The 26595-nt window shown below is 61.1% G+C and carries 22 protein-coding genes and 2 tRNA genes; 8 read left to right on the plus strand and 16 right to left on the minus strand.

What is annotated here, in order from left to right; genetic code table 11:
* Position 1: 1 nt before the first annotated feature.
* Positions 2 to 313, plus strand: a complete 312-nt coding sequence (locus DIE29_RS09255) for a P-II family nitrogen regulator (RefSeq protein ID WP_102041377.1) — start codon at positions 2 to 4, stop codon at positions 311 to 313.
* Positions 314 to 385: 72 nt separating this feature from the next.
* Here the strand turns inward: DIE29_RS09255 and gltX are convergent, their stop codons facing one another.
* The 10 genes from gltX to tig form a co-directional block, all read right to left on the minus strand.
* Positions 386 to 1783 (minus strand): glutamate--tRNA ligase, encoded by a 1398-nt coding sequence (gltX, locus tag DIE29_RS09260; RefSeq protein WP_114649733.1) that lies wholly within the window; start codon positions 1781 to 1783, stop codon positions 386 to 388.
* 86 nt (positions 1784 to 1869) lie between these two features.
* Complete coding sequence (locus tag DIE29_RS09265) at positions 1870 to 2490, minus strand: CoA pyrophosphatase (RefSeq protein ID WP_114650297.1); 621 nt, start codon at positions 2488 to 2490, stop codon at positions 1870 to 1872.
* A 125-nt stretch (positions 2491 to 2615) separates the two neighbouring features.
* On the minus strand, positions 2616 to 3179 hold the full coding sequence (locus DIE29_RS09270) for a GspH/FimT family pseudopilin (protein ID WP_102041375.1): 564 nt from the start codon (positions 3177 to 3179) through the stop codon (positions 2616 to 2618).
* A 217-nt stretch (positions 3180 to 3396) separates the two neighbouring features.
* A tRNA-Val gene (locus DIE29_RS09275) sits at positions 3397 to 3471 on the minus strand.
* Between the two features lie 196 nt (positions 3472 to 3667).
* Positions 3668 to 3743, minus strand: a tRNA-Val gene (locus DIE29_RS09280).
* Positions 3744 to 3783: 40 nt separating this feature from the next.
* Positions 3784 to 4056, minus strand: coding sequence for an HU family DNA-binding protein (locus tag DIE29_RS09285; protein ID WP_102041374.1), 273 nt, complete (start codon positions 4054 to 4056; stop codon positions 3784 to 3786).
* A gap of 338 nt (positions 4057 to 4394) precedes the next feature.
* The gene (gene lon / locus DIE29_RS09290; RefSeq protein ID WP_114649734.1) at positions 4395 to 6815 is read right to left on the minus strand and encodes an endopeptidase La; all 2421 of its coding nucleotides are present in this window, start codon (positions 6813 to 6815) and stop codon (positions 4395 to 4397) included.
* Between the two features lie 77 nt (positions 6816 to 6892).
* The gene (gene clpX / locus DIE29_RS09295) at positions 6893 to 8161 is read right to left on the minus strand and encodes an ATP-dependent Clp protease ATP-binding subunit ClpX (protein ID WP_114649735.1); all 1269 of its coding nucleotides are present in this window, start codon (positions 8159 to 8161) and stop codon (positions 6893 to 6895) included.
* A gap of 19 nt (positions 8162 to 8180) precedes the next feature.
* A complete protein-coding gene (clpP, locus tag DIE29_RS09300; protein ID WP_102043144.1) occupies positions 8181 to 8819 on the minus strand; it encodes an ATP-dependent Clp endopeptidase proteolytic subunit ClpP in 639 nt (212 codons plus the stop codon).
* Between the two features lie 19 nt (positions 8820 to 8838).
* On the minus strand, positions 8839 to 10152 hold the full coding sequence (tig, locus tag DIE29_RS09305) for a trigger factor (protein WP_114650298.1): 1314 nt from the start codon (positions 10150 to 10152) through the stop codon (positions 8839 to 8841).
* 322 nt (positions 10153 to 10474) lie between these two features.
* Between tig and DIE29_RS09310 the strand changes: the two genes are divergently transcribed.
* The 3 genes from DIE29_RS09310 to DIE29_RS09320 all read left to right on the plus strand — a co-directional run bounded on the left by DIE29_RS09310 (position 10475) and on the right by DIE29_RS09320 (position 15310).
* A complete protein-coding gene (locus DIE29_RS09310; RefSeq protein ID WP_114649736.1) occupies positions 10475 to 12397 on the plus strand; it encodes a PrkA family serine protein kinase in 1923 nt (640 codons plus the stop codon).
* 112 nt (positions 12398 to 12509) lie between these two features.
* Complete coding sequence (locus tag DIE29_RS09315) at positions 12510 to 13775, plus strand: YeaH/YhbH family protein (protein WP_114649737.1); 1266 nt, start codon at positions 12510 to 12512, stop codon at positions 13773 to 13775.
* Positions 13772 to 15310 (plus strand): SpoVR family protein, encoded by a 1539-nt coding sequence (locus DIE29_RS09320; RefSeq protein WP_114649738.1) that lies wholly within the window; start codon positions 13772 to 13774, stop codon positions 15308 to 15310. The genes DIE29_RS09315 and DIE29_RS09320 overlap by 4 nt, the downstream gene beginning before the upstream one ends.
* A gap of 48 nt (positions 15311 to 15358) precedes the next feature.
* Here DIE29_RS09320 and DIE29_RS09325 read toward each other — a convergent pair whose 3' ends face one another.
* Positions 15359 to 17155 carry an EAL domain-containing protein gene (locus tag DIE29_RS09325; protein ID WP_102043143.1) on the minus strand — a complete coding sequence of 599 codons (1797 nt, stop codon included), beginning with the start codon at positions 17153 to 17155 and terminating at the stop codon, positions 15359 to 15361.
* Positions 17156 to 17275: 120 nt separating this feature from the next.
* On the opposite strand from DIE29_RS09325, the gene DIE29_RS09330 reads away from it, so the two are divergent.
* From DIE29_RS09330 to DIE29_RS09345, 4 genes are all read left to right on the plus strand, one after another.
* Positions 17276 to 18784 (plus strand): NAD(P)H-hydrate dehydratase, encoded by a 1509-nt coding sequence (locus DIE29_RS09330; protein WP_102041367.1) that lies wholly within the window; start codon positions 17276 to 17278, stop codon positions 18782 to 18784.
* Between the two features lie 84 nt (positions 18785 to 18868).
* Positions 18869 to 20116, plus strand: a complete 1248-nt coding sequence (locus tag DIE29_RS09335) for an HD-GYP domain-containing protein (protein ID WP_102041366.1) — start codon at positions 18869 to 18871, stop codon at positions 20114 to 20116.
* Positions 20117 to 20297: 181 nt separating this feature from the next.
* Positions 20298 to 21146, plus strand: a complete 849-nt coding sequence (gene nadC / locus DIE29_RS09340; RefSeq protein ID WP_205409719.1) for a carboxylating nicotinate-nucleotide diphosphorylase — start codon at positions 20298 to 20300, stop codon at positions 21144 to 21146.
* Positions 21147 to 21171: 25 nt separating this feature from the next.
* The gene (locus DIE29_RS09345) at positions 21172 to 21723 is read left to right on the plus strand and encodes a DUF2946 family protein (protein ID WP_114649739.1); all 552 of its coding nucleotides are present in this window, start codon (positions 21172 to 21174) and stop codon (positions 21721 to 21723) included.
* Here the strand turns inward: DIE29_RS09345 and DIE29_RS14600 are convergent.
* The 5 genes from DIE29_RS14600 to DIE29_RS09365 form a co-directional block, all read right to left on the minus strand.
* Positions 21702 to 21839, minus strand: a complete 138-nt coding sequence (locus tag DIE29_RS14600) for a hypothetical protein (protein WP_162860618.1) — start codon at positions 21837 to 21839, stop codon at positions 21702 to 21704. The two genes, DIE29_RS09345 and DIE29_RS14600, sit on opposite strands and share 22 nt — an antisense overlap.
* Before the next feature lie 61 nt (positions 21840 to 21900).
* On the minus strand, positions 21901 to 23343 hold the full coding sequence (gene thrC, locus DIE29_RS09350; RefSeq protein ID WP_114650300.1) for a threonine synthase: 1443 nt from the start codon (positions 23341 to 23343) through the stop codon (positions 21901 to 21903).
* A 37-nt stretch (positions 23344 to 23380) separates the two neighbouring features.
* On the minus strand, positions 23381 to 23842 hold the full coding sequence (gene dtd, locus DIE29_RS09355; RefSeq protein ID WP_102041364.1) for a D-aminoacyl-tRNA deacylase: 462 nt from the start codon (positions 23840 to 23842) through the stop codon (positions 23381 to 23383).
* Between the two features lie 12 nt (positions 23843 to 23854).
* A complete protein-coding gene (locus DIE29_RS09360) occupies positions 23855 to 25165 on the minus strand; it encodes a homoserine dehydrogenase (RefSeq protein ID WP_102041363.1) in 1311 nt (436 codons plus the stop codon).
* A 56-nt stretch (positions 25166 to 25221) separates the two neighbouring features.
* Entirely contained in the window at positions 25222 to 26517 is a 1296-nt protein-coding gene (locus DIE29_RS09365) for a pyridoxal phosphate-dependent aminotransferase (protein WP_102041362.1), read from the minus strand.
* Positions 26518 to 26595 lie beyond the last annotated feature (78 nt).

Consider the following 26595-nt stretch of genomic DNA (forward strand, 5'->3'; position numbering starts at 1 on the left):
CATGCCCAACACCCACCCCTGCAAACTCGTTGTCATCATTGCCGAAGAGGCGCTGGAAGGCCCGCTGGCCAAGGACGTGATGGCGCTCGGCGCCCACGGCTATACGGTGGCCGATGTGCGCGGGCGCGGCAGCCACGGCAGCCGCAGCGGCGCCTGGGACGCCGACAAAAGCATCCGCATGGAGATTCTATGCGATGCCGACACCTCGCTCGCAATCACCCGGCACGTGGAAGAAAAGTACTTTCGCCACTACGCCATGGTCACTTTCGTGGCCGACGTAGGCGTGCTGCGGCCGCAAAAGTTCGTGCGTTGAGGTCTGAGGCCGCGACCCGCTTGGTCAATCGGCGGCGGCTTGGCGAGTGGCCCGGAGCCGGTTGAGCGGCCTTTACAGATAACGATCCAGCCGGCGTAGTACCGTCTCACGTCCCAGCACTTCGACCACCGCATCGATCGCTGGGCTTTGCGGCAAACCAAGCAGCGCCACGCGCAGCGGAATGGCCACCTGCGGCATCTTGAGACCGTGCTCGGCCATGGTGTCCTTGATCGCCTGAGCAATGGCAGCCTTCTCCCATGCCACCTTGGCCAGTCGGGTACGCAGACTGGCCAGCGCCACACGGGCGGTTTCGGTCAGATGCTGGCCAATGACTTCCGGGGCCGGATGAAGTTCGACCACAAACGGCTCGACCGCGTCGGCCAGTTCGTTGAGCTGGGTGACCCGCTCCTTGTAGAGCGCCACCACCGCCTCCAGCGCCGGACCGCCTTCCGGGTCGATGCCTCGACGGGCCAGACGGTTTGCCACCTCGCCCGCCAAGCAGGCATTGTCGGCCTGTTTGATGTAGTGCGCGTTGAGCCAGTTGAGTTTTTCAGTGTTGAACTGCGCGGCAGAAGGGGTGATGTGGTCCAGATCAAACCATTCGACGAACTGTTCGCGGGTGAAAATCTCGTCATCCCCGTGGCTCCAGCCCAGTCGCGCAAGGTAATTGACCACAGCCTCGGGCAGATAGCCATCTTCATGGTACTGCATCACGCTCACCGCACCGTGACGCTTGGAAAGCTTGGTGCCATCGTCGCCCAAAATCATCGGCAAATGGCCGTAGACCGGCACCTCGGCACCCAACGCGCGCAGCACGTTGATCTGCCGCGGCGTGTTATTGACATGGTCGTCGCCACGAAGCACATGGGTGATGCGCATGTCCCAGTCGTCGACCACGACGCAGAAGTTGTAAGTCGGGGTGCCATCAGCCCGCGCGATGATGAAATCGTCCAACTCAGCGTTGGCAATCTCGATGCGCCCCTTGACACAGTCATCCCAAGCCACCACGCCTTCGCTCGGGTTGCGAAAGCGAACCACCGGCGCCACCCCTGCGGGCGGCTCGGGCAGCACCTTACCCGGCTCCGGGCGCCAGCGGCCATCGTAACGAGGCTTTTGTTTCCGCGCCTCCTGCTCAGCCCGCAGCGCATCGAGCTCCTCCTTGGACATGTAGCAGTAGTAGGCGGTACCAGCGGCGAGCATTTGCTGGATCACTTCCTTGTAACGATCCATCCGCTGCATCTGGAAATACGGCCCTTCGTCCGGCTCCAGGCCCAACCACTTCATGCCGTCGAGAATGGCCTGCACCGCTTCGGGCGTCGACCGCGCCACATCGGTGTCTTCGATGCGCAACACGAACTTACCGCCATGATGGCGCGCGTAGGCCCAGGCGAACAATGCCGTGCGGGCACCGCCAATATGCAGAAAACCGGTTGGACTGGGCGCAAAACGTGTACGGACGAAAGACGACATCTGCAAAGACCTGGAGCGGAACAAGCGCCGGATTCTACGTCAGCAGCACCTTCAAGGCATAGCCCGCCCGTGTTGCCGCCCATTTTTTAAAGACGGTTGCACAGCCCCAGGTAACGACTCATCTGCACCAAAATACCCGCGGTTGCCCCCCAGATGAAATACTTGCCATACGGAATGGCATAGTACTCACGCATTCGCCCCTGGTAGAGCATGCGATGCCGCTGCCGGTTGGAAGGATCGAGCACAAAGGCCAGCGGCACTTCGAAAACCTCGGCCACCTCGAAGTCGTCGAGCGACAAAGCAAACGGCGGATGCACCAGTCCCACCACCGGGGTAACCCGGAACCCGGTACCGGTGCAATAGTCGGCCAGCTCGCCAAGCAGTTCCACCCGATCGGACGATAAACCAATCTCTTCTTCGGTCTCCCGCAAAGCGGTCATCACTGGCGAAACATCGGTTTTCTCCACCCGCCCGCCTGGAAAACTGATCTGCCCAGGATGGTGGTGCAGGTGGTCCGTGCGCCGGGTCAGCAGCACCGACAGTCCCTCGGCGCGATCGATCACCGGTACCAAAACGGCCGCAGGGCGCAGCGGCTGATCCCACTCGCCTTCCTGTACCGCAGCGCAACCGACGGCCAAGCGAAAGCGCTCACGTAACCAGCCGGCCGTCAGCGGTTCGAGTAACGGGGAAAAGATTTCTGCGGTCATGATGCGCACAAAGCACGCAGTGGCAAACACACCGCACGCCGCATGGTTGGGAACTGCACTGTAAGATCCGGCATCAGACCGGTCAACGTGCACCGCAACAGACGCGCCCGGCTGCACGGGCTTCTTTAGCGGTTGCAAACACCTCCAGCCACCAGGCGCGGCCGACCGCTGGCACTGATGACGATCTGACGCACCGCGTGGCGATCACACACCGTCAGCGTGCCCATCTGTAGGGCTCCATCGAGCGTACGGGTCACGCCCGTAGGCAGGTAAGACACATAGCTTTTCACCGGGGCGTTGCCGCGGATCGTCACCGGCGCCTCGCGCGCACCGCTCACACGGATACGCGCCTCTCCCGCATCCCTCTGGCCATTGCCGTTTGCATCGACAAAAAGCAACCAGCCGTCCGTCCAATCGACGCCCTGCGCACAGAATTCGCCATCGGCGCTGGTGCATAAGGTCGACCGTCGTCCCCGTTTGATCGCCTCCGAGCGCGCCAGAAAAAGCGCCGAGATCAGCTCGTTTGCCGCAGCCGATACTCGGGTGTTGCGCATCAGTGTATCGAACGCCGGGATCGCGGCCGTAGCAAGCACTGCCAACACCGCGAGCGCCACCAACAACTCTACGAGGCTGAACCCCTTTGCGCCGCCGCTGCTATCGGCGCCGGAAGACGGCAAAAGCCAAGACATCGCCAGGCCCACAGCAAGACAATGACAAAAGAATCGTAGAACATGTCATCAACATTTCCATGACATTTTCTACGACGCTTCCAGGCATTGCCTGACTTTCGGGACTGCAGTGAAACAGATACGCGTGGCAGCGTAGACATGAAAAAGCCGCGCACGTACCAACGTGGGCGGCTTTCGAAACCGAAATAATTTCTTCGCCTCAGGCTATATATACCGGTGGTGGGCGGTACTGGGATCGAACCAGTGACCCCTGCCGTGTGAAGGCAGTGCTCTACCGCTGAGCTAACCGCCCTGCGGCGAAGAAATGATTATTTTAGTCAACGGACATTTTGCATGTCAAGCAAAAAATCAGGGGGATCGCACTGCAGCAAAACGGCCAAGCAAAACGTCCGACCGCAAGATAACGCATCGACCGCGCCACGCGGCGATCCAAAGAACAAAACAAAACCCGGAACGGAACATCTCCGATATCCGGGCTTTGTGGAATTTGGTGGGTGCTGACGGGATCGAACCGCCGACATCCAGCTTGTAAGGCTAGCGCTCTACCAACTGAGCTAAGCACCCGGCCTGCGCTGCGAAAACAACCCGCAGCCAACGAAGCGCATTAGTTTAGCGCATCTTTGAGCGCCTTGCCAGGGCGAAATTTAGGTACCTTGGCCGCCTTGATCTCGATGCTTTGGCCGGTTTGCGGGTTACGCCCGGCGCGCGCGGCACGTTCGCTTACATAAAAGGCCCCGAAACCCACCAGGGTCACCGTGTCATTGTCCTTGAGGGCCTGCTTGACCGCAGCCAGGGCGGCGTCGAGCGCCTTGCCGGCGGCAGTTTTGGATATCCCGGCCTCGGCCGCGATTTCATCGATCAGTTCCGACTTGTTCACTTACGCCCCCTTTCTTCCGATTCCATGGAATACGACAGAAAATCTACCAGCCCGACAGCAGGAAGCATTCGGAAGCGCCCCCGATGCGTGCCCACTCGCAGCGGCTTTATAGTCCTGCCAAATCAAGCGTGTCAAGAAAGAGCGGCCAAGCGAAAAACCCCATCCCACTGCGGAAGTGGGGTTTGTTTCTCTTGCCTCGCCAGAAAATTAAAAAGGCATGCCGGCCGACATGCCTCAAGCGCGGGAGCACCTCGAAAAACCGACTGCGCGCCGCTGGCTTGGCACACGGACCGCTCGTGACGGTTCTTCGAGCCGCCCAGTCGATGATCGCCCGCCGGTCAATGGGCGCGAATTTTGGGCGCGCTGCCGTCCTCCATGGGTTGTGTGACCGTAGGCGCTTGTTGTTCTTCGACTTCTGGAAGCGGCTCTGGCGCACGCTCGAGGGCATGTTTGAGCACCTGGTCGATCCACTTCACCGGCAAGATCTCGATCGAGTTCTTGATGTTTTCCGGAATTTCGGCAAGGTCCTTGACGTTTTCTTCCGGAATCAGCGCAGTCGTGATCCCGCCGCGCACCGCTGCAAGCAGTTTTTCTTTCAAACCGCCAATGGCCAGCACTTCGCCGCGCAAGGTGATTTCGCCTGTCATGGCCACATCGCAACGCACCGGAATGCCGGTCAACACCGACACCAACGCAGTACAAATCGCCACGCCGGCCGATGGACCGTCTTTGGGAATCGCACCTTCGGGCAGATGGATGTGAATGTCGCTCTTTTGATAGAAGTCGCCGTCGATACCCAGCGAGCGGGCGCGTTTGCGCACCACGGACAGGGCAGCCTGGATGGATTCTTGCATGACTTCGCCAAGCTTGCCGGTAGTCATCACCTTGCCTTTACCGGGCAGCACCACCGCCTCGACGGTGAGCAACTCACCCCCCACTTCGGTCCACGCCAACCCGGTGACCTGGCCGATCTGGTTTTCTTTTTCGGCCATGCCAAAGCTGTACTTGCGCACCCCCAGGTATTTATCCAGGTTCTTGGCATTGACTACGACTTTGCTGGCGCGCGCGCGCAACACTAGCGACTTGACCACTTTGCGGCAGATCTTGGAAATTTCCCGCTCAAGACTGCGCACCCCCGCCTCGCGGGTGTAATAGCGCACCACGTCGCGCAGCGCCTCTTCGGTCACCGACAGTTCATCGCGTTTGAGCCCGTTGTTTTTCATCTGCTTGGGCAGCAGATAACGCTGGGCAATGTTGACCTTTTCGTCTTCGGTGTAGCCGGACAGGCGGATCACCTCCATGCGGTCGAGCAGCGGCGCCGGAATGTTCAGGGTATTGGCCGTGGCCACGAACATCACGTCGGAAAGATCGAAATCCACCTCGACATAATGATCCTGAAAGGCGTGGTTCTGCTCCGGGTCCAGAACTTCCAGCAGGGCCGATGATGGATCGCCACGGAAATCCTGGCCGAGTTTGTCCACTTCGTCGAGCAGAAACAGCGGATTCTTCACCCCGACTTTGCTCATGTTCTGCAAAATCTTACCGGGCATGGAGCCGATGTAGGTGCGGCGATGGCCGCGAATCTCAGCCTCGTCACGCACACCCCCCAATGCCATGCGTACGAACTTGCGGTTGGTCGCCTTGGCAATCGATTGCCCCAGAGAGGTTTTGCCGACCCCCGGCGGACCCACCAGGCACAGAATGGGCGCCTTGACCTTATCCACCCGCTGCTGGACGGCAAGATACTCGACGATGCGTTCTTTGACCCGTTCTAGGCCATAGTGGTCCTGATCGAGAATTTTCTCGGCTGCGGCCAAGTCTTTGCTGACACGGGATTTCTTTTTCCAGGGTAGGCCGATCAGCGTTTCGATATAGTTGCGCACCACGGTGGCTTCGGCGGACATCGGCGACATCAGACGCAGCTTCTTGAACTCCGCCTGTGCTTTGGCGAGCGCATCCTTCGGCATGCCAGCGGCCTTGATCTTGCGCTCCATTTCCTCCAGATCGGCACCCTCTTCGCCCTCGCCAAGCTCTTTCTGGATAGCCTTGACCTGCTCGTTGAGGTAGTACTCACGCTGGCTTTTTTCCATTTGGCGCTTGACGCGACCGCGGATGCGCTTTTCCACTTGCAGGATGTCCAACTCTGTTTCCAACAGGGTCAGCAAGCGCTCCAAGCGCTCGCCGATGTTGAACATCTCCAACACCTCTTGCTTTTGCTCCAGCTTGAGCGGCAGGTGTGCAGCGATGGTATCGGCCAGACGGCCTGCATCCTCGATGCCCGACAACGAGGCCAGGATTTCCGGCGGGATTTTTTTGTTGAGCTTTACGTACTGGTCGAACTGGCCGATGATGGCCCGACGCATGGCTTCGATCTCGTTGCTGCTCGCCTCGGGAGAGGCGATTGGCGTGACCCGGGCAACAAATACGCTGCGCAGATCATCCACCGAATCAAGACGCGCGCGCTGCACACCTTCGACCAGCACTTTGATGGTGCCGTCAGGCAGTTTGAGCATCTGCAAAATATTGGCAATGCAGCCAATGTCGTAGAGATCCTCGGCGCTCGGCTCATCCTTGGCGGCAGACTTTTGCGCCACCAGCAGGATGCTTTTGCCCGCTTCCATGGCGTTTTCCAACGCTTTGATGGATTTCGGGCGACCTACGAAAAGCGGAATCACCATATGCGGAAAAACCACCACATCGCGCAGCGGCAGCAGCGGCAATTCCAGTTGTTCGTTGGGGAGATCAAGCGGGCCTGACATGTTTTTACCCTTTCCAAGACGCGTTGAGCCCAGATATGGGCTCAAGCGATGATTTCAAGCAACGCAGCAGAGCAGGGTCAGTTGGAGCCGGAAACTTTTTGCTGATCTGCGTAGATGAGCAAGGGTTTCGTGCCTTCCTCGATGGTGTTTTCGTCGATGACGACTTTTTTAACCGACTTCATCGTCGGCAGTTCGTACATGGTGTCCAGCAACGCAGCTTCCAATATGGAGCGCAGACCGCGTGCGCCGGTCTTGCGGCGAATGGCTTTACGCGCCACCGCATGCAGGGCGGCCGGGCGGAATTCGAGCTCGACGTTCTCCATCGCAAACAGCTTTTGATACTGCTTGACCAGCGCGTTCTTGGGTTCGACCAAAATCTTGATCAACGCCTCTTCATCGAGTTCCTGCAGCGTGGCAACCACCGGCAAACGGCCGACGAATTCGGGGATGAGGCCGAACTTAACCAGATCTTCCGGCTCTACCTGCCGGAAGGTTTCGGTCAGATTCTTGCCTTCACGGCTTCTGACTTCGGCGCCGAAACCGATCCCGGCTTTTTCAGTACGATTACGGATGATCTTGTCCAGGCCATCGAACGCACCGCCGCAGATGAACAGAATATTGGTGGTGTCGACCTGGATGAAATCCTGGTTGGGGTGTTTGCGCCCCCCTTGCGGCGGAATCGAGGCGACAGTGCCTTCGATCAGTTTGAGCAGCGCCTGCTGCACACCTTCACCCGACACATCGCGGGTAATCGACGGGTTGTCAGACTTGCGCGAAATCTTGTCGATTTCATCGATGTATACGATGCCCTGCTGCGCTTTTTCGACATCGTACTCGCATTTTTGCAGCAGCTTTTGAATGATGTTCTCGACGTCCTCGCCCACGTAGCCAGCTTCGGTCAAGGTTGTGGCATCGGCCATCACAAAAGGCACATCGAGCACACGCGCCAAGGTCTGGGCGAGCAGCGTCTTACCGGAGCCGGTCGGCCCGATCAGCAGGATGTTGCTTTTGGAAAGTTCAACTTCGTCATGACGGCCCGCAATGTGGCGAAGGCGTTTGTAATGGTTATAAACCGCCACGGCAAGACTGCGTTTGGCCTGATTTTGGCCAATCACGTATTGATCGAGCGTGTCGCAAATTTCCTGTGGCGTGGGCAATTTCCCGCCAGCCGTCTCGACCGCGGTATCGCCCGCGATTTCGTCACGGATGATGTCATTGCACAGCTCGATGCACTCGTCGCAAATGAAAACAGACGGCCCCGCGATCAGCTTGCGGACCTCGTGCTGACTTTTGCCGCAGAACGAGCAGTAAAGCAGTTTATCGCTGCCCGATTTCTTTTCCGCCATGTTATTCCCCGCTTGGCTGTCAGGATTCGGAGCGGCTGGTCAAGACTTGATCCACCAGGCCGTACTCGACTGCAGCGGTTGCCGACATGAAGTTGTCTCGGTCGGTGTCTTTTTCGATTTGCTCGACTGTCTGCCCGGTGTGTTTGGCCAGCAATTCGTTGAGCCGACCGCGCAGATAGAGAATCTCGCGGGCGTGGATCTCGATGTCCGACGCCTGACCCTGAAATCCGCCCAAAGGTTGATGGATCATCACCCGCGAGTTGGGCAGGCAGTAACGCTTGCCCTTTTCGCCGGCGGCCAGCAGAAAAGCGCCCATGCTGGCCGCTTGGCCAATGCAAAGCGTGCTGACATGCGGCTTGATGAACTGCATGGTGTCGTAAATCGCCATGCCCGCGCTGACCGAACCGCCCGGGGAATTGATGTAGAAATGGATATCCTTGTCCGGGTTTTCCGACTCAAGAAAGAGCAACTGCGCGACGATCAGGTTGGCGGTGACATCATTGACCGGGCCGACCAGGAACACCACCCGCTCCTTCAGGAGGCGCGAATAGATGTCGTAGGCGCGTTCGCCGCGCCCGCTCTGTTCGACCACCATCGGAACCAGGCCGAGACCGACCGGTTCCCAGGTGCTGCCATGCTGTGGTGTTCCGTTGTTCATCGCCTGCTCTTTTCGCGGCTCAGGCCGCATTGCCCATCAATTCGTCAAAAGACACCGCCTTGTCAGTGGTCTTGGCCTCGGCGACCGCCCAGGAGACGACGTTGTCTTCGATGACCACCGCTTCGGCCTGCGCCAAGCGCTCCGGCTGCGCATAGTACCAGCGTACCAGCTCTGCCGGGTCTTCGTAGCTTTGCGCCATCTCTTCGATCAGCGCACGGATCTGCTCCGGCTTGGCGTGCAAGTCCTTGCTCTTGACCAGTTCTGCCATGATCAGACCCAGCTTGACACGGCGCACGGCCTGGTCGGTGAACCAGCTCGTATTGACTGGAATATCTTTGGCTTTGATCCCACGCGCCTCCAGGTCGCGCTTGGCATTTTCGGCCAACTGCCGGGCTTCGGCTTCGACCAGCGCCTTGGGCACCTCGATCGGATTGGCCGCCAGCAGAGCTTCCATGACCTGCTCCTTGAGCCGCGCCTGAATACGCCGTTTCACCTCACGCTGCAGACTGGTCTTGACCTCCTCACGCAGCTTGGCCACATCACCGTCGGCCACACCCAGCGCACGCGCAAAATCGGCGTCGATTTCGGGCAGACGGGGTGCCTCGACCTTCTTGAGATGCACCTCGAACTGTACCGTCTGGCCGGCCAGATGCGCGGCATGGTAGTCCTCCGGGAAGGTCATATCGAAAACCTTGTGCTCGCCCGCCTTGAGACCGAGCACCGCGTCCTCGAACGCTTTGAGCATGACGCCGCCGCCGAGCACGAAGGCATAGTCTTGTGCCTGACCACCCTCGAACGGCTCGCCATCTTTACGGCCGGTGAAATCGACCGTGACCCGGTCGCCGTCTTCGGCGGCCTTGTCGAGCGCTTCGAAAGTGGTGCGCTGCTTGCGCAGCACTTCCAGCGTCTTATCGACCTCGGCATCGCCCACCTCCAACACCGGGCGTTCGATTTCGCGGTCTTTCAGCTCTGCCGGAACGATCTCGGGATAGACCTCGAACACAGCGGTGAACTCCAGTTTATCGGTGTTCGCATCGTTTTCGGGCTGTTTCGGTTCGATGCGCGGATAACCTGCCACACGCAAGTTCTGTTCCCGGACTTGCTCGATGAATGCTTTTTCGACCGCCGCGCCGATCGCCTCGGAACGCGCCTGTGCGCCATGAGTCTGCTCGACGAGCTTCATCGGCACCTTGCCCGGACGAAACCCTGGCATTTTGACCGAGCGGGCCAAGCGCTTGAGGCGAACAGCCACTTCCTGCTCGATCGTAGCCATCGGTACGGACATGTCGATACGGCGCTCGAGCGCGCTTTGCGATTCCTGGTTGGTTTGCATTAAACGATCCCTAAGAAGTCCATTGATTGCGCCCTGGGCGCGGCGCTGAAAAGTGGTGACCGATGCAGCGCTCAGGCCAAAGGTGAGCGGACGCATGTTGCAGAAAAACGCTCATTCTAACACAGCCCTGGGGGCTTCCATCCAGCGTAAATCAAGGACCAAAATGCGCCAACCCCCCTTCCGAGCGGGGTTTTCGCTAGAACAATCACCCGCGGAACTCGTGGCCTGCCCTTCGCTCTCACGAGTAACGCCCACACGACCGGACATGTAGCGGATATACCGCAGCACGGGCCGGCCCCGACGATGACAGAGGAGCGGCGACATGAGCATTTTCAACGCCTACCAAACGCGCTTCGAATCCGCCCGTGAAGAAGAGATGTCGATCCAGGAGTATCTGGAGCTCTGCCGGCATGACCGTTCGGCCTATGCCACCGCCGCAGAGCGGATGCTGATGGCCATCGGCGAACCCGAGTTGGTCGACACCCGCCTCGACCCCCGCCTGTCGCGCATTTTCTCTAACAAGGTGCTGCGCCTGTATCCGGCGTTTCGAGATTTCTACGGCATGGAGGAGGTCATCGAACAGATCGTGTCGTACTTCCGACACGGTGCTCAGGGGCTGGAGGAAAAGAAACAAATCCTCTACCTGCTCGGCCCGGTCGGAGGCGGCAAGTCTTCGCTGGCAGAGAAACTCAAGAGCCTGATCGAAAAAGTTCCCTTTTACGCCATCAAGGGTTCGCCGGTGCATGAGTCGCCGCTGGGACTATTCGATCCTGAAGAAGACGGCGCACTGCTCGAAGACGATTTTGGTATCCCGCGGCGCTACCTCAACACCATCATGAGTCCGTGGGCAGTCAAGCGCCTGCACGAGTTCGGCGGCGATATCACCAAATTCCGCGTGATCAAGCTGCGCCCTTCGGTGTTACGCCAGATTGCGGTGGCCAAGACTGAGCCGGGCGACGAGAACAACCAGGACATCTCCTCGCTGGTTGGCAAGATCGATATCCGCAAACTGGAACGCTATTCCCAGGACGATCCGGATGCTTACAGTTACTCCGGCGGTCTATGCCTGGCCAACCGAGGTTTGCTGGAGTTCGTGGAGATGTTCAAGGCACCGATCAAGGTGCTGCACCCGCTGCTTACCGCCACCCAGGAGGGCAACTACAAGGGCACCGAGGGCTTCGGGGCGATTCCCTTCGACGGCATCGTGATGGCGCATTCGAATGAATCCGAGTGGGTGGCCTTCAAGAACAACAAGAACAACGAAGCCTTCCTCGACCGCATCTTCACCGTCAAGGTGCCCTATTGCCTGCGAGTGTCGGACGAAGTCCGCATCTACGAAAAGCTGCTCGCCAACAGTTCGCTGTCCGAAGCGCCCTGCGCGCCCGACACCTTGCGCATGATGGCGCAGTTTGCGGTGCTTTCCCGGCTCAAAGAACCGGAAAACTCCAGCATCTACTCAAAAATGCGGGTCTATGATGGCGAAAACCTCAAAGACACCGACCCCAAGGCCAAGAGCTTCCAGGAATATCGGGACTACGCCGGCGTAGACGAAGGCATGACCGGGCTGTCGACCCGTTTTGCCTTCAAAGTGCTGTCGCGCGTGTTCAACTTTGACCACCGCGAAGTCGCCGCCAACCCGGTGCATCTGATGTACGTGCTCGAACAGCAGATCGAACAGGAGCAATATCCGCCCGAAGTCGAAGCACGCTACCTGGGCTTTGTCAAAGAATTTTTGGCGCCCCGCTACGCCGAGTTCATCGGCAAGGAGATCCAGACCGCTTACCTGGAAAGCTATTCCGAGTACGGCCAAAACATTTTCGACCGATATTGCACCTATGCCGATTTCTGGATTCAGGATCAGGAGTTCCGCGATCCGAACACCGGCGAAATCCTCGACCGTAACGCGCTCAACGACGAGCTGGAAAAGATCGAAAAACCGGCCGGAATCAGCAACCCTAAGGACTTCCGCAACGAAGTGGTCAACTTCGTCTTGCGCGCACGGGCCAAAAACGGCGGCAAGAATCCCAGCTGGACCAGCTACGAGAAGCTACGCGCGGTGATCGAGAAAAAGATGTTCTCCAACACCGAGGACCTTTTGCCAGTGATCAGCTTCAATGCCAAAGCCAGCGCCGACGAGCAGAAAAAACACCAGGACTTCGTCAATCGCATGATCGAAAAAGGCTACACCGAAAAGCAGGTGCGCCTGCTATGCGAATGGTATTTGCGGGTCCGCAAGAGCACTTGAGCGCGGTCCCGGTCTGACGCATCGCCGATGAGGCCGAAGACACGACGATAGGCCACTGACACGGCCGGCGCCCGGCCCTCCGGGACGCTCTCCGGTCGCCTGGAGGCAGTAAATGGTCCGCATCATAGACCGGCGGTTCGATAGCAAGAACAAAAGCGCAGTCAACCGTCAGCGCTTCATGCGCCGTTTCCGCCAGCAGATCCGCCGTGCGGTGTCGGAGGCCATTCAAGGGCGCTCGATCCGCGACCTGGACAATGGCGAACAGGTATCGATTCCGGCTCGCGACCTGTCCGAGCCGCATTTCCAGCATGGCAAAGGCGGCATACGCGAACAGGTGTACGCCGGCAATGACCAGTTTAGCGCGGGCGATCATGTCAGACGCCCGCTAGAAAGCGGGGGCGGTAGCGGACAGGGCAAGGCCAGCAACGAAGGCGAGCACGAGGACGATTTTGTCTTCCAGCTCTCGCGCGAAGAATTCCTCGACCTATTCTTCGATGACCTCGCCCTGCCCAACCTGGTGCGCACCCAATTGGCGCGCATCACCGATTACAAGACCCGCCGCGCCGGCTTTACCGCCGACGGCACGCCGGCCAATATCAACATCGTGCGCTCGATGCGCGGCGCGCTCGGCCGCCGGCTGGCGCTGGGCGCACCATGGAACGCCCGCCTGCGCGAAGCTCAGCGCGAACTCGAAGAGCGGGTGGCCGCTGGTGACGTCGATAGCGAAGAAGTCCGCGTGCTGCATGAGGAAATCGCCCGTCTGCGTGCGCGCATCGAAGGCATCCCTTTCATCGACAGCTTCGACCTGCGCTACAACAACCGTGTCAAGGTGCCGCTGCCCACCACCAGCGCAGTGATGTTTTGCGTGATGGACGTCTCCGGCTCGATGGACGAGGAAAAAAAATCCATCGCCAAGCGCTTCTTCATGCTGCTCTACCTCTTTCTCACCCGCAGCTACGAGCACATCGAAGTGGTGTTCATCCGCCACCATACCGTGGCCAAAGAGGTGGACGAGGATGAATTTTTTCACTCGCGCGAATCCGGCGGCACCGTGGTGTCCAGTGCGCTCAAGCTGATGCATGAAATCGTCCGGGAACGCTATGCCGGCGGGCAGTGGAACATTTACGGTGCGCAAGCCTCGGATGGCGATAACTGGGATAACGACTCGCCGATCTGCCGCGAGCTGCTCGACGAGGCCATCCTGCCGCACTGTCAGCACTTCGCTTATATCGAAATTACCCCGGGCGAGCCGCAGAACCTGTGGCGCGAATACGAACGCTTGCGCGCAGGCCACAAAAATTTCGCCATGCAGCGCATCGAAACGCCGGCCGACATCTATCCGGTATTCCGCGAACTTTTCAAAAAGACTCTCGTATGAAGCGCGCCGCCAGCCGCAAGAAGGAGACCCTGCCCGCGTCCTCGGAATGGACGATGGAGGCCATCGAGCGCTACCACGAGGAAATCGCCCGGGTAGCCGCCGGGTTCGGTCTGGATACCTACCCGGTGCAGATCGAGATCATCACCGCCGAACAAATGATGGACGCCTACGCCTCGGTGGGCATGCCGGTCAATTATCACCACTGGTCTTTCGGCAAGCACTTTCTTGCCACTGAAAAAGGTTACCGGCGGGGACAGATGGGCCTGGCCTATGAGATCGTGATCAACTCCAACCCCTGCATCGCCTACCTGATGGAAGAAAACACGCTGACCATGCAGGGTTTGGTGATCGCCCACGCCGCTTACGGGCACAACAGTTTTTTCAAAGGCAACTACCTTTTTCGCACCTGGACCAACGCCGACGCGATCATCGATTACCTGGTGTTCGCCCGCAACTTCATTGCCGAATGCGAAGAGCGCTATGGCGAGGAGGAGGTTGAGTTGCTGCTCGATTCCTGCCACGCGCTGATGAACCTGGGCGTCGACCGTTACAAACGCCCCCCGAAGCTCTCGATGGCCAAAGAAAAACTGCGTCAGCGCGAGCGCGAGGAATACCTGCAAAGCCAAGTCAATGAACTCTGGCGCACGCTACCCAGCCGCGAGCTGCCGCATGCGGCCGAAGAGCGTCGGCGCTTTCCTGCGGAGCCGGAAGAAAACCTGCTTTACTTCATCGAAAAACACGCCCCGCTGCTCGAACCCTGGCAACGTGAAGTGGTGAGAATCGTGCGCAAGATCGCGCAGTACTTCTTCCCCCAACGTCAGACCCAGGTGATGAACGAAGGCTGGGCCACGTTCTGGCACTACACCTTGCTCAACACGCTCTATGACGAAGGTCTGCTGGCCGATAGCTTCATGCTGGAGTTTCTGCAGTCGCACACCAACGTGGTGTACCAGCCGCCCTACAACAGCCGTTGGTACAGCGGCATCAACCCCTATGCGCTCGGTTTTGCGATGTGGCAAGACATCCGCCGCATCTGCGAAGCGCCCACCGCGGAGGATCGCGAGTGGTTCCCCGACATCGCCGGCAGCGATTGGCTGCAGACTTTCGACTTTGCCATGCGCAATTTCAAGGACGAAAGCTTCATCGCTCAGTTCCTTTCGCCCAAAGTCATGCGCGACCTGCGCCTTTTTGCGGTGTTAGACGACGATCGTGAGGACACTCTGAAAATATCCGCCATTCATGACCCGAGCGGCTACCGAAAAGTGCGCGAACTCTTGTCGGAGCAATACAACCTTGGCGCACGCGAACCCTATATCCAGGTCTGGAACGTCGATCTACGTGGCGACCGTTCGCTGACCTTGCGGCATCAGCAATACAAGCGCCGACCGCTTGGCGAATCCGCAGCCGAGGTGATGAAGCATCTGGCCCGTCTGTGGGGTTTTACCGTGCGCCTGGAGACCGTGGACGCCGACGGCCGGGTCGAAGTAGTGACCGAGGTGCGCAACGAAAAACGACGCGCGAGCCAGGACGATTGAATGGCCGAACCGCCCCGGCAAAGCCGCGCATTCACCCGTCTGCGCAGCTCAGCCCGCTGCCTCCAGCAAGGTGCGTACCGGCATGCCCTGCGCGATATGAATGCCGTTGCCGGTCTTTTTAGCGATCTTTTTCGCGGCCGCCGCGGCTGAGGCCACCTCCTCGGGTGTCTGGAACTGTCCGCCGGTTACATGCACCACGCCTGCCGCCACCGTGGTCAGCGGAAAAAACACCTTGAAGCCGCGCCTGTCCTCGCTTTCGAAGCCATTACGGGCCAGTTCTTCGGCATCGAACAGATCGCGCGCCCGACGGTTGAAATCCTGCACCACGCGCTCGCAGCGCGCGCGCCAGTCTTCGCTCTGGAACAGCACCACAAAGTCGTCGCCGCCCACATGGCCGACGAAATCGTGCGCCGGATCGGCATGCGCGCCAATCACCTGGGCGGCCAGCTTGATCATCTCGTCGCCGCGCCAGTAGCCGTAAAGATCGTTGTAGGGCTTAAAGTTGTTCAGATCGAAGTAACACGCCGCAAACTCCGCCTCCGCGTCCAGCAAGCGGCGGATATGCTCGGTGATTGGAATATTGCCCGGCAAAAAGGTCAGCGGATTGGCATGGCGCGCCGCCTCGATGCGGCGCTCGGTCACTGCGCGTACCAGACTCTCGCCGGTGGCCAAACCGGCGTAACGGCCGTTTTCGGTGATGATGAACCCTTCATGCAGGTAGCGCTGATCGTCGCCGGTCAGCACCGAGGTGAGCGAATCGATTGGGGCACTGGCCTCCACCCGCAAGGGCGTGGCGTTCATGAACAGCGTGCACGGCCTTCGTCCGTAAAGTTCGCGCGAGTACCGTTGGGCGAATTTATCCACAAAATTGCGGCGATCCACCAAGCCGATGGGATAGTCGTTCTCCACCACTGCCACCGCATGCAACTCGGGATGACGGGAAAACAGCTCCATCAAGGCGCTATTGCTGGCCGAGGCGGCAATGGTTGGCGCCGCCAGCTTGAGCCGCCCGACGGTTTCAGCCAAATCCGGACGCGGTGCGGAATTGGGCAGCACCGCGATTTTGGACGACCGTAACACCGCGCATGCCGACTCGGCCACCACCGCTTCGGGCTGCGCAGCCGGGCGACCCAAGAAATAGCCCTGCCCATGGTGGCAGCCCAGGTCGCGCAACACCCCGAGCTCCTCTGCTTCTTCGACGCCTTCGGCCACCAGCGGGGTGCCGAAGGCCGTGGCCAGGGCCAGCATGGCGCGAAACACCTCCACTTTGCGGCTGTCGCGGTGGATGCCGCGCACAAAAAACTTGTCGACCTTGACGATTTGCGGTTTCAACTGCGCCCACAAGCGCAGGCTGGAGCGGCCATCGCCAAAATCGTCCAGCGCCAGGCCCACGCCTTGACCGGCAAGTACCGCGCAGGCGGCTTGCAACGCATCGACATCCTCCACGCGTTCATGTTCGGTCAACTCCAGCATCAGCCGCGCGGGCGACAAGCCCGCGTTCACCGCGCAGCGCAATAGCGCGCCGCCCCGCTCGCGGCCAAAGGCGCAGATCGCCGGTGCACTCAGATTGAGAAACAGCTTGCCCGGCAGATGTCGCGCGGCAAACGCCTCGATGGCCCCAGTGCACGCAGCAGCCTCCAGTGCCATGACCAGACCGCAGTGCTTGGCCACGCGCAACAGCTCATCCGGCGACTCCAGCGCGGAGCCGGTCGGCCCGCGCATCAGCGCCTCGAAGCCCAAAATGGAAACCTGACCGATATCGACGATAGGCTGAAACACAAAGCGCAGCCCTTGCCCTTCCAGGAGCTGCCGCAACTCCATGGCCAGCCTTGCGTTGTACAGCATGATCACCTCGGTGATAACGATCGGCCGCAGTATGCACACCGCAGGTTAAGTTTCGATGACCGCCCCACTGACACCGCAGGGCTTACAATCGCCGCTCATCGACCCCTCGCTGCGACCGCCATGTTCCTGCCCGCTCAGCCCATCTACCCGGTTGCCGGCATCCGCGACATCGAAGCGCGCGTCATGCCCGATGCCAAACCTTCGCTCATGGAGCGCGCCGGCCGCGCCGCGGCCGAAGATGCCGTGCGTCTGATCATCGACCGCCCCGGCCCCATCCTGGTCGCCTGCGGCCCAGGCAACAATGGCGGCGACGGTTTCGTGCTGGCTCGGCATTTTCGTCAAGCCGGCCGTGAAGTGGTCACCGTCTTCGCCGACGATGCCGCAGCGCTGCCACCGGATGCAGCCAAAGCGCTGGCAGACTGGCACGCCGCTGGCGGCCAGACGGTCGCAGCGCTGCCGCCCACACCGGCAGACGGTTGGGCGCTGGTGGTCGACGCGCTGTTCGGCATTGGGCTGACCCGGCCCATCGTCGGCCGCCACGCCGAATGGATCGCCACGCTCAACGGCCAGCGGGCGCCGCGGCTGGCACTGGACATTCCCAGCGGCCTGGATGCCGATACAGGTCGAGTGCTCGGCGCTTGCTTTCGCGCCACCCACACCACCACCTTCATTGCGCTCAAACCCGGCCTCTTGACCTTGGATGGTCCGGACTACGCAGGGGAGGTTTCGGTACAGCGCCTGGAGGTGGACGCTGCGGCCTGGCTCAAGCCGCAAGGCCATGCGGTGCGTCCCAGCTTGTTCGCCCGCCACCTGGTTGCGCGGCGGCGCAACTCGCACAAGGGTTGTTACGGCGACGCAGCCATCCTGGGCGGTGCACCCGGCATGGGCGGCGCCGCTTTGCTGGCTGCCCGCGCCGCGCTGTGGTTGGGTGCCGGACGGGTCTTTGCCGGCTTGATCGACCCGCAGGCGCCAACGCTGGACCCAAGCCGGCCAGAGCTGATGCTACGCCCAGCCGACGAGTTGCCCGCACAGCTGACCGCGTTGGCGATCGGCCCTGGTCTCGGGCAATCCGGCCGGGCCGCTGCTGCGCTGACCCAGGCCATCGCCCGCGAAATTCCACTGGTGCTCGATGCCGACGCCCTCAACCTGCTGGCTGCCGACCCACACTTGCAGCATGCCGTACTCACGCGCAGCGCCCCCACGATTCTCACCCCACACCCGGCCGAGGCCGGGCGACTGCTCGGCTGCGACACTGCCGCGGTGCAGGCTGACCGGGTGAGCGCGGCACGGGCGCTGGCCACACGCTACCGCGCGCATACGGTCCTCAAAGGCTGTGGCAGCGTGATCGCCAGCACCGATGGCAACTGGTACATCAACGGTACCGGCCACCCCGGCATGGCCAGCGCCGGCATGGGCGATGTGCTCTCCGGGCTGATCGTTGCCCTGCTGGCCCAAGGCTGGCCGGCCGCACAGGCATTGATCGCAGCCGTGCATCTGCACGGCGCGGCTGGCGACCGCCTGGCGCGCGAGGGCATTGGCCCGATCGGACTGAGCGCAAGCGAAGTCATCGATGCCGCGCGCGGCATCTTCAACGCTTGGATCATCGAAGCCAACCGCGACGGCGGTTGATGTCCCTGCGCGGCGCTCATCCTTCCGGCTCACCGTAGATCGGCGCAGATTACAATCGCCTTACCGCCTTTTTGGCACTTTGCCATGCAGAAAGTCCCCATCGACCGCCTCCAGCCCGGCGTCTTCATTTCATTGTCGTCTATCGGCTGGTTGCGCCATCCGTTTCTGTTGAACGAATTTCGCATCGCCAACCCCAAGCAGATTCGCGCACTGCGGGAGATGGGCCTGGCGGAGATCGAATGGGATCCGGCGCGCAGCACGGCTCAGCCCTTACCCGAGCCGGCCGTGCCCTTCGAGGCGGACGAGGAGGATTTCAGCCGCGCCGCGCTGGCCGGCATGTTGGATGAAAAGCGCCAACGCCTGGAACGTCTGCGGCGACAACGCGAGGCGCTGGCGCGCCGGGAGCGCCAATACGCACAACACGCCACGGCAGCCAGCGACATTCTCAAAGGTTTTCCGGGCCGCGCCACGCAAGCGCATGCCAGCGGCAGGCAATTGGCCAACCAAGTGGTCGACGGCCTGATCGGTGCCGAGAGCATGGCAATCCACCTGGTCAACCAGAAATTCAAAGAGAGCGACATGGCTTTCCATGCGCTCAACGTCATGGTGCTGTCGCTGCTGTTGGGCCGCGCCCTGGATCTTTCCGAGGACGAACTGCGCCATCTTGGCGTCGGCGCCCTGTTGCACGACGTGGGCAAAGCGGAGATTCCGCCGCGCATCCTGCGAGCCGCCACCCGCACCCCGCCGGAAGAATCCTTCTACCGCGCCCATATCGGCTACGGTATCCAGGCAGTGGCCGGCGCGCAGGGCATCAAAGTGGCCGAGCGCAATATCATCGCCTGTCATCATGAACACTGGGACGGCAGCGGCTTTCCGAACAAGCTCGCGGGCGACAAGATTCCCCGGCTGGCGCGCATCGTGGCCATCGCCAACCGTTACGACAACCTGTGCAACCCCTTCGAGCTGCACCACGCCAAAACCCCGGCCGAAGCGCTGCGGCAAATGTTCAAAACCGAAGGCGCCCACTTCGACCCGACCATGCTGCAGGCTTTCATCAAAACGCTGGGCGTCTATCCGCCCGGTTCGTTTGTGCATCTATCCAACGGCGCAGTCGGTCTGGTGGTGGAAACCAATCCAGACGCCCTGCTGAATCCGCTGATCATGCTCTACGACCGCGATATTCCACGCAGCGAGGCAATGCTGTTGGATCTACGCGAAGTCGATCTCAAGATCGACTCGGCGGTCAGTCCCGCCAAACTGCCGGTTGAGGTCGTGGAATATCTCGCCCCGCGCGGCCGTCTGGATTATTACGTCGAAGGCACGGCCCGCTGAGAGCGCGCTGGAAAACGTAACCAAGATAGCCCAACCCAAGGCCGCCGCAGCGCAGCCATCTTGACCTATGAAAGAGATGGTCCAGGGGGCGAGCACCGCACAACGGCCGCCGATGGCCCACCGCGGCAGTTTTTCAATGGCCTGTTAGAATCGGGCGCTCACTGCGCATACAGCCCCTGCCATGATCCTGTCCGAACAACTCCGTATCGAAATCCAACGCTCGGTCGCCGTCTCGCTTGCCGAAGATGTCGGCACTGGCGATCTCACCGCCCGACTGATTCCTACCGCCACACAAGCCCGCGGCCGGGTGATCACCCGCGAGGATGCGGTGATTTGCGGCACGGCATGGTTCGACGCCACCTTCGCCGCGCTCAGCCCAACCGCCAGCGTGCTATGGCATGTACGCGACGGGGAGACGGTGCGTGCCGGCCAAACACTGTGCGAGGTGGAGGCCGATGCCCGCACCTTGCTCACTGCCGAACGCACCGCGCTCAATTTCTTGCAGCTACTGTCCGGTACCGCCACGGTGACCCGTCGCTTCGTCGAGGCGGTGGCTGGCACCCGGGCGAAAATCGTCGATACCCGCAAGACCCTACCCGGCCTGCGTCTGGCACAAAAATACGCGGTGACGGTAGGCGGTGGCACCAATCATCGCATCGGCCTGTTTGATGGCATTCTGATCAAGGAAAACCACATCATCGCCGCGGGCGGCATCCGCCAAGTGGTCGAACAAGCGCGCGCCATTGCGCCGTCGAACGTGTTTATCGAAGTGGAGGTGGAAAACCTCGACCAGCTGCGTGAAGCGCTTGCTGTGGGTGTGAGCATGATCCTGCTCGACAACATGAGCCTGGACCAAATGCGCGAAGCGGTAAGCATGACCGCAGGACGGGCCGAGCTGGAAGCCTCCGGCGGAGTGAATATCGAGCGTGTGCGGGCGATTGCCGAAACCGGAGTGGACCGCATCTCGATTGGCAGCCTGACCAAGGATGTGCGCGCACTGGATCTTTCCTTGCGGCACATCGAGGAATGATTTTTCCTGGTGCCTGCCATCCGGGATGAACGAGGTGCTCGCCGCCGCGCTGAAACCCTGGCCGAACGTGCCGGCCTGCTACGGCTGGCTGTCGCTTGACCGCCGCGGACGCTGGCGGCTGCAGGGCGAGCGCATCGAACACGCCGGCCTGATCGCCTTCCTCAACGCCCACTACCATGCCGACGAGGCCGGCAATTGGCTGGTGGATAACGGCCCGCAGCGGGTGTATGTGCGGCTGGAGTATCTGCCCTGGGTGGTGCGCCTGCGCCCGGACGGCAGTCTGATTACGCACACAGGCCAGACCACCGTCGCGCGCGCCCCGGTGCTAGTCGACCAGGACGGCTGCATCGTGCTGGATACCGCAGTCGGCCCCGCGTTATTGCACGACCTGGATCTCGCGGATTTCGTCGCCGCGTTGTGCGATGAAACAGGCCAGCCCGTCTCGGAGGCGGCGCTTATGGCGCTCTTCGAGGGTGAAACGCGCCAGACCATCCTGTGGCGTGATCTGCCGCTGCAACCGGTGCGTAGCGCCGAGCTGCCCGCGCGCTTTGGCTTTCAGCCCACCCCTTCGCCTTGAGGCGGCGACACCGCTTGGCGTTTGGCATATTGCCGCAGCGCATTGCGATAGCCACGCCAAGCGCACACTGCCACCGCGATCAGGATCAACCCCAGCACCGTAAGCTTGAACGCCATACCGTCACCGGCTCCCACATCCGAGGTCAGGCTGGCCAAAAAACCTTGACCGCTGACCCGGTCAGTCCACGTGCTCGGCGATGAAACGCTTGACCGCTTCAACGTCCGGTGCCATGACCTCGACACGCTGTGGCAGGCGCTCGATGCCTTCGAGAGCGGCCGGACGCTCCGGCTCGCGGCCGAGCGCTTCGCGGATGGTGTCGGCAAACTTGGCCGGCAGAGCGGTTTCCAGCACCAGCACCGGCACGCCCGCCTGAATCCGATCCGCACATGACCACGCCACTTTCACCCCATCGGCGGTGTGCGTGTCGATCATCACCTGGTACTGCGCGAATACCTTGCGAATGGTGGCCAGCCGATCGGCATGCGTACTCGACCCAGAGACAAAGGCAAAATCGTCGATGCGGGCAAAGTCGGCCGACGAGGACAAATCGAACGGACGCCCCGCATCCACTTCCGCCCACAGTGCAGCGACTTTCTGCGGATCACGCCCGACCAGATCGAAAACGAAGCGCTCGAAGTTCGACGCCTTGGAAATGTCCATCGACGGACTAGAGGTGACACGCGTCTCGGCAGCCTTACGCGGACGATAGACGCCGGTGCGGAAAAATTCGTCGAGCACGTCGTTTTCATTGGTGGCCAGAATCAGCCGCGCCACCGGCAAGCCCATCATGCGCGCAATGTGCCCGGCGCAGATGTTGCCGAAGTTGCCCGATGGCACGCAAAAAGCCACTTGCTGGTCGTTGGACTCGGTCGCGCCGAAATAGCCTTTGAAGTAATAGACGATTTGCGCCGCCACCCGCGCCCAGTTGATCGAATTGACCGCACCAATGTGATATCGCGCCTTGAAAGCGGCATCATTGGAGACCGCTTTGACGATGTCCTGGGCGTCGTCGAACATGCCGGTAATGGCGATGTTGAAGATGTTTTCATCTTGCAACGAATACATCTGCGCACGCTGGAACGGACTCATCAGCCCATGCGGCGACAGCATGAACACCCGCACACCGCGCTTGCCGCGCATCGCATATTCGGCCGCCGAGCCGGTATCGCCCGAGGTCGCACCGAGGATGTTGAGGCGCTGCCCGCGCTTGCCCAGCACATACTCGAACAAATTGCCGAGCAGTTGCATGGCCATGTCCTTGAAAGCCAGCGTCGGACCGTTGGACAGCTCCAGCAAGCCCAATTTGCCCGGCTCCAGCCAATGTACCGGGGTGATGTCGGCCGGATCGTCGCCCGGGCGGGCATGGCAAAAGACTGCGGGCGTATAAGTTTTGTCGCAGATCGCTTTCAGATCGGCCGCAGGAATGTCGGTGATGAATTTGGACAAAATTTCGTAGGCCAGCTCGGCGTAGGAAAGCTTGCGCCAAGCGTCCAGTTCGGCGCGACTGACCTGCGGGTAGGTTTCCGGCAAGTAGAGGCCGCCGTCCGGCGCGAGGCCGCCGAGCAGGATGTCGCAGAATTCGGGCCGGCCGGCATGGCCGCGGGTGGAAAGATATTTCACCATGGAGTCCTTGGTCTTGGTGAGACGGATGGCGCGCTTACTCGCGCGAACGTGAGTCGATCATCAGGGTTACCGGGCCATCGTTTTCCAGGTGGACCCGCATGTTGGCGCCGAATACCCCGGTCGGCACCGCGCGGCCGAAAGCCTGCGACAGCCGGGCAACAAAGCCATCGAACAGCGGCCCGGCCAGCTCGGGCGGTGCGGCGCGGCTCCAAGACGGGCGCCTGCCTTTGCGGGTGGAGGCGAACAGGGTGAATTGGCTCACCGCCAGCAGTTCGCCCCCCACTTCTTGCACACTGCGGTTCATGACCCCGGCCTCGTCGTCGAACAGACGCAGGTGGATGAGCTTGTCGACCATCCAGTCCTGGTCGGCGGCGTCCAAAGGCGCGTCTGCAGCCTCGAAGCCGATGAGCAACAGCAGACCGGGGCCAATGGCGCCGCTCACCCGCCCCTCGACCTCTACCCGCGCAGCGCGCACGCGCTGCACCAGCACCCGCACGCCCAGCCCCGCTTACTGCAAGTGTTCCAAACGCAGGCGGGTGACCTTGCCACAGACCACCGGCAGCGCCTCGATCTTGGCAATCGCGGCGTTGGCGTTTTTCTCCACCGTCTGGTGGGTCAACATGATGATGTCGGTCTGCGATTCACCCTCTGCCGGCTCCTTTTGGATCATGGCATCGATGGAGATGCCGCTGTCGGCCAGAATACGGGTGATGTCGGCCAATACGCCCGGTTTGTCCTCGACCCGCATGCGCAGGTAGTAGGCGGTGAGCACGTCCTCGATCGGCAACACGGCAATGTCTTGCACCTGATCGGGCTGGAAAGCCAGATGCGGCACGCGGTGCTCAGGATCGGCGGTGTGCAGCCGGGTGACGTCGACCAGGTCGGCGATCACCGCGCTGGCGGTCGGCTCGGCGCCGGCGCCCTTGCCGTAATAGAGCGTTGCCCCCACCGCATCGCCGTGCACCAGCACCGCGTTCATCGCGCCGTCTACGTTGGCGAGCAAGCGCTTTTCCGGGATCAGCGCAGGATGCACCCGCAGCTCAACGCCGTTGTCGCGGCGGCGGGCGATGCCCAACAGCTTGATGCGGTAACCGAGCTGCTCGGCGTAAGCGATGTCGGCCGACTCCAGCTTGGTGATGCCTTCGATGTAGGCTTTGTCGAACTGCATCGGAATGCCGAAGGCGATTGCGCTCATGATGGTGGCCTTGTGCGCGGCATCCACCCCCTCGATGTCGAAGGTGGGATCGGCTTCGGCATAGCCCAGCGCCTGCGCCTGCCGCAACGCCTGGTCGAACGGCAGGCCCTTGTCGCGCATTTCCGACAGGATGAAGTTGGTGGTGCCGTTGATGATGCCGGCCAGCCATTGGATGCGGTTGGCGGTCAGACCCTCACGCAGCGCCTTGATGATCGGAATACCGCCGGCCACCGCGGCCTCGAAAGCCACCATGACGCCCTTCTTTTGCGCCGCAGCGAAGATTTCGTTGCCATGCACCGCAAGCAGCGCCTTGTTGGCGGTCACTACATGCTTGCCGTTATCGATGGCCTTGAGCACCAGTTCCCGCGCCACGCCGTAGCCGCCGATCAGTTCGACGACGATATCGACCTCGGGATCACTGACCACCGTAAAAGCGTCATCGGTGAGCTTGACGCTGCCGCCGGTCACTTCCCGGGCATGCGCCAGGTTCTTGTCGGCCACCACGCTGATGCGGATCGGCCGCCCGGCGCGCCGGGTGATTTCCTCTTCATTACGTTTCAGAACCTGGAAGGTGCCGCCGCCGACGGTACCAATGCCCAGCAGACCAACATTGATCGGTTTCATGCAGTGTATTTCCGTGTCGTCATTGAAAGCGTAAAGAGCGGGCGCCTGCGGCCGGCTCAGTCGGTGCCGTGACGCTTGCGATAGTGGGCCAGAAAGCGTGCAATACGGCCGATGGCATCGCGCAGATCGTCCTCGTGAGGCAAAAAAACCAGGCGGAAGTGATCCGGCTGCGGCCAGTTGAAACCGGTGCCCTGCACCAGCAGCACGCGTTCTTCTTCCAGCAGTTCGGCAATGAAGGCCTGGTCGTCCTCGATCGGATACACCTTGGGATCCAGCCGGGGGAACATATACAACGTGGCCTTGGGCTTGACGCAGCTCACCCCGGGGATGGCGGTGATCAGCTCGAAGGCCAGATCGCGCTGGCGGCGCATACGTCCGCCTTCGGCCACCAGGTCGTCGATGCTCTGATAGCCGCCCAGCGCAGTCTGGATGGCGTACTGCCCCGGCACGTTGGCGCACAGCCGCATCGAGGCCAGCATATTGAGCCCTTCGATGTAGTCCGCAGCGCGGCGCTTGTCGCCACACACCACCATCCAGCCGGCACGGTAGCCGCAGGAACGGTAATTCTTGGATAAGCCGTTGAAAATGATGGTGAGCACATCCTCGGACAGCGCGGCCAGCGAGGTGTGGGTGACGCCCTCGTACAGCACCTTGTCGTACACCTCGTCGGCATAGAGGATCAGATCGTGCTCACGGGCAATCTGGACGATCTCCCGGAGCACCTCGTCCGGATACACCGCCCCGGTCGGGTTGTTGGGGTTGATCACCACGACGGCGCGGGTCTTCGGCGTGATCTTGGCGCGCAGGTCGGCCAGATCAGGCAGCCAGCCGGCGCCTTCGTCGCACAGGTAGTGCACCGGGCGCCCGCCCGAGAGGCTCACCGCCGCGGTCCACAGCGGGTAGTCGGGGGCCGGCACCAACACCTCGTCGCCGGCATTGAGCAGCGCGTTCATCGCCATCACGATCAGCTCGGACACCCCGTTGCCGATGTAGATGTCCTCGATATCCACCCCTTTGATGTGCTTTTGCTGGGTGTAGTGCATGACCGCCTTGCGTGCGGCGAAGATGCCTTTGGAGTCCGAGTAGCCCGCCGCATTGGGCAGGTTGCGGATCATGTCCATCTGGATCTCTTCCGGCGCATCGAAGCCGAACGCGGCCAGGTTGCCGATGTTCAGCTTGATGATCTTGTGGCCTTCGTCTTCCATCTGCTTGGCGCGGGTGAGCACCGGGCCGCGGATGTCGTAGCACACATCGTTGAGTTTGGAAGACTTGCGAATCGGACGGGCGGCAGCCTCGGCCTTGACCGCTTCGGTAGGTGCCACAGCCAGGTTCAGGGGTTTTGCCGCTTTCATTTCCGTTGCCCTCGTCGTATCGTTTCCGCGGATTCGCTGCGGGAGAGGCGTCTTGCGCCCCGTCTGGGCGCAAAAATT

Origin of the sequence: Pseudothauera hydrothermalis, from assembly GCF_003345255.1 — a bacterium.
Classification (GTDB): domain Bacteria; phylum Pseudomonadota; class Gammaproteobacteria; order Burkholderiales; family Rhodocyclaceae; genus Pseudothauera; species Pseudothauera hydrothermalis.

Coding starts and splice junctions, on each gene's coding strand:
- DIE29_RS09255 (WP_102041377.1), top strand. CDS start 2: ATGCCCAACACCCACCCCTGCAAACTCGTTGTCATCATTGCCGAAGAG.
- gltX (WP_114649733.1), bottom strand. CDS start 1,783: ATGTCGTCTTTCGTCCGTACACGTTTTGCGCCCAGTCCAACCGGTTTT.
- DIE29_RS09265 (WP_114650297.1), bottom strand. CDS start 2,490: ATGACCGCAGAAATCTTTTCCCCGTTACTCGAACCGCTGACGGCCGGC.
- DIE29_RS09270 (WP_102041375.1), bottom strand. CDS start 3,179: ATGTCTTGGCTTTTGCCGTCTTCCGGCGCCGATAGCAGCGGCGGCGCA.
- lon (WP_114649734.1), bottom strand. CDS start 6,815: ATGTCAGGCCCGCTTGATCTCCCCAACGAACAACTGGAATTGCCGCTG.
- clpX (WP_114649735.1), bottom strand. CDS start 8,161: ATGGCGGAAAAGAAATCGGGCAGCGATAAACTGCTTTACTGCTCGTTC.
- clpP (WP_102043144.1), bottom strand. CDS start 8,819: ATGAACAACGGAACACCACAGCATGGCAGCACCTGGGAACCGGTCGGT.
- tig (WP_114650298.1), bottom strand. CDS start 10,152: ATGCAAACCAACCAGGAATCGCAAAGCGCGCTCGAGCGCCGTATCGAC.
- DIE29_RS09310 (WP_114649736.1), top strand. CDS start 10,475: ATGAGCATTTTCAACGCCTACCAAACGCGCTTCGAATCCGCCCGTGAA.
- DIE29_RS09315 (WP_114649737.1), top strand. CDS start 12,510: ATGGTCCGCATCATAGACCGGCGGTTCGATAGCAAGAACAAAAGCGCA.
- DIE29_RS09320 (WP_114649738.1), top strand. CDS start 13,772: ATGAAGCGCGCCGCCAGCCGCAAGAAGGAGACCCTGCCCGCGTCCTCG.
- DIE29_RS09325 (WP_102043143.1), bottom strand. CDS start 17,155: ATGCTGTACAACGCAAGGCTGGCCATGGAGTTGCGGCAGCTCCTGGAA.
- DIE29_RS09330 (WP_102041367.1), top strand. CDS start 17,276: ATGTTCCTGCCCGCTCAGCCCATCTACCCGGTTGCCGGCATCCGCGAC.
- DIE29_RS09335 (WP_102041366.1), top strand. CDS start 18,869: ATGCAGAAAGTCCCCATCGACCGCCTCCAGCCCGGCGTCTTCATTTCA.
- nadC (WP_205409719.1), top strand. CDS start 20,298: ATGATCCTGTCCGAACAACTCCGTATCGAAATCCAACGCTCGGTCGCC.
- DIE29_RS09345 (WP_114649739.1), top strand. CDS start 21,172: ATGAACGAGGTGCTCGCCGCCGCGCTGAAACCCTGGCCGAACGTGCCG.
- DIE29_RS14600 (WP_162860618.1), bottom strand. CDS start 21,839: ATGGCGTTCAAGCTTACGGTGCTGGGGTTGATCCTGATCGCGGTGGCA.
- DIE29_RS09360 (WP_102041363.1), bottom strand. CDS start 25,165: ATGAAACCGATCAATGTTGGTCTGCTGGGCATTGGTACCGTCGGCGGC.
- DIE29_RS09365 (WP_102041362.1), bottom strand. CDS start 26,517: ATGAAAGCGGCAAAACCCCTGAACCTGGCTGTGGCACCTACCGAAGCG.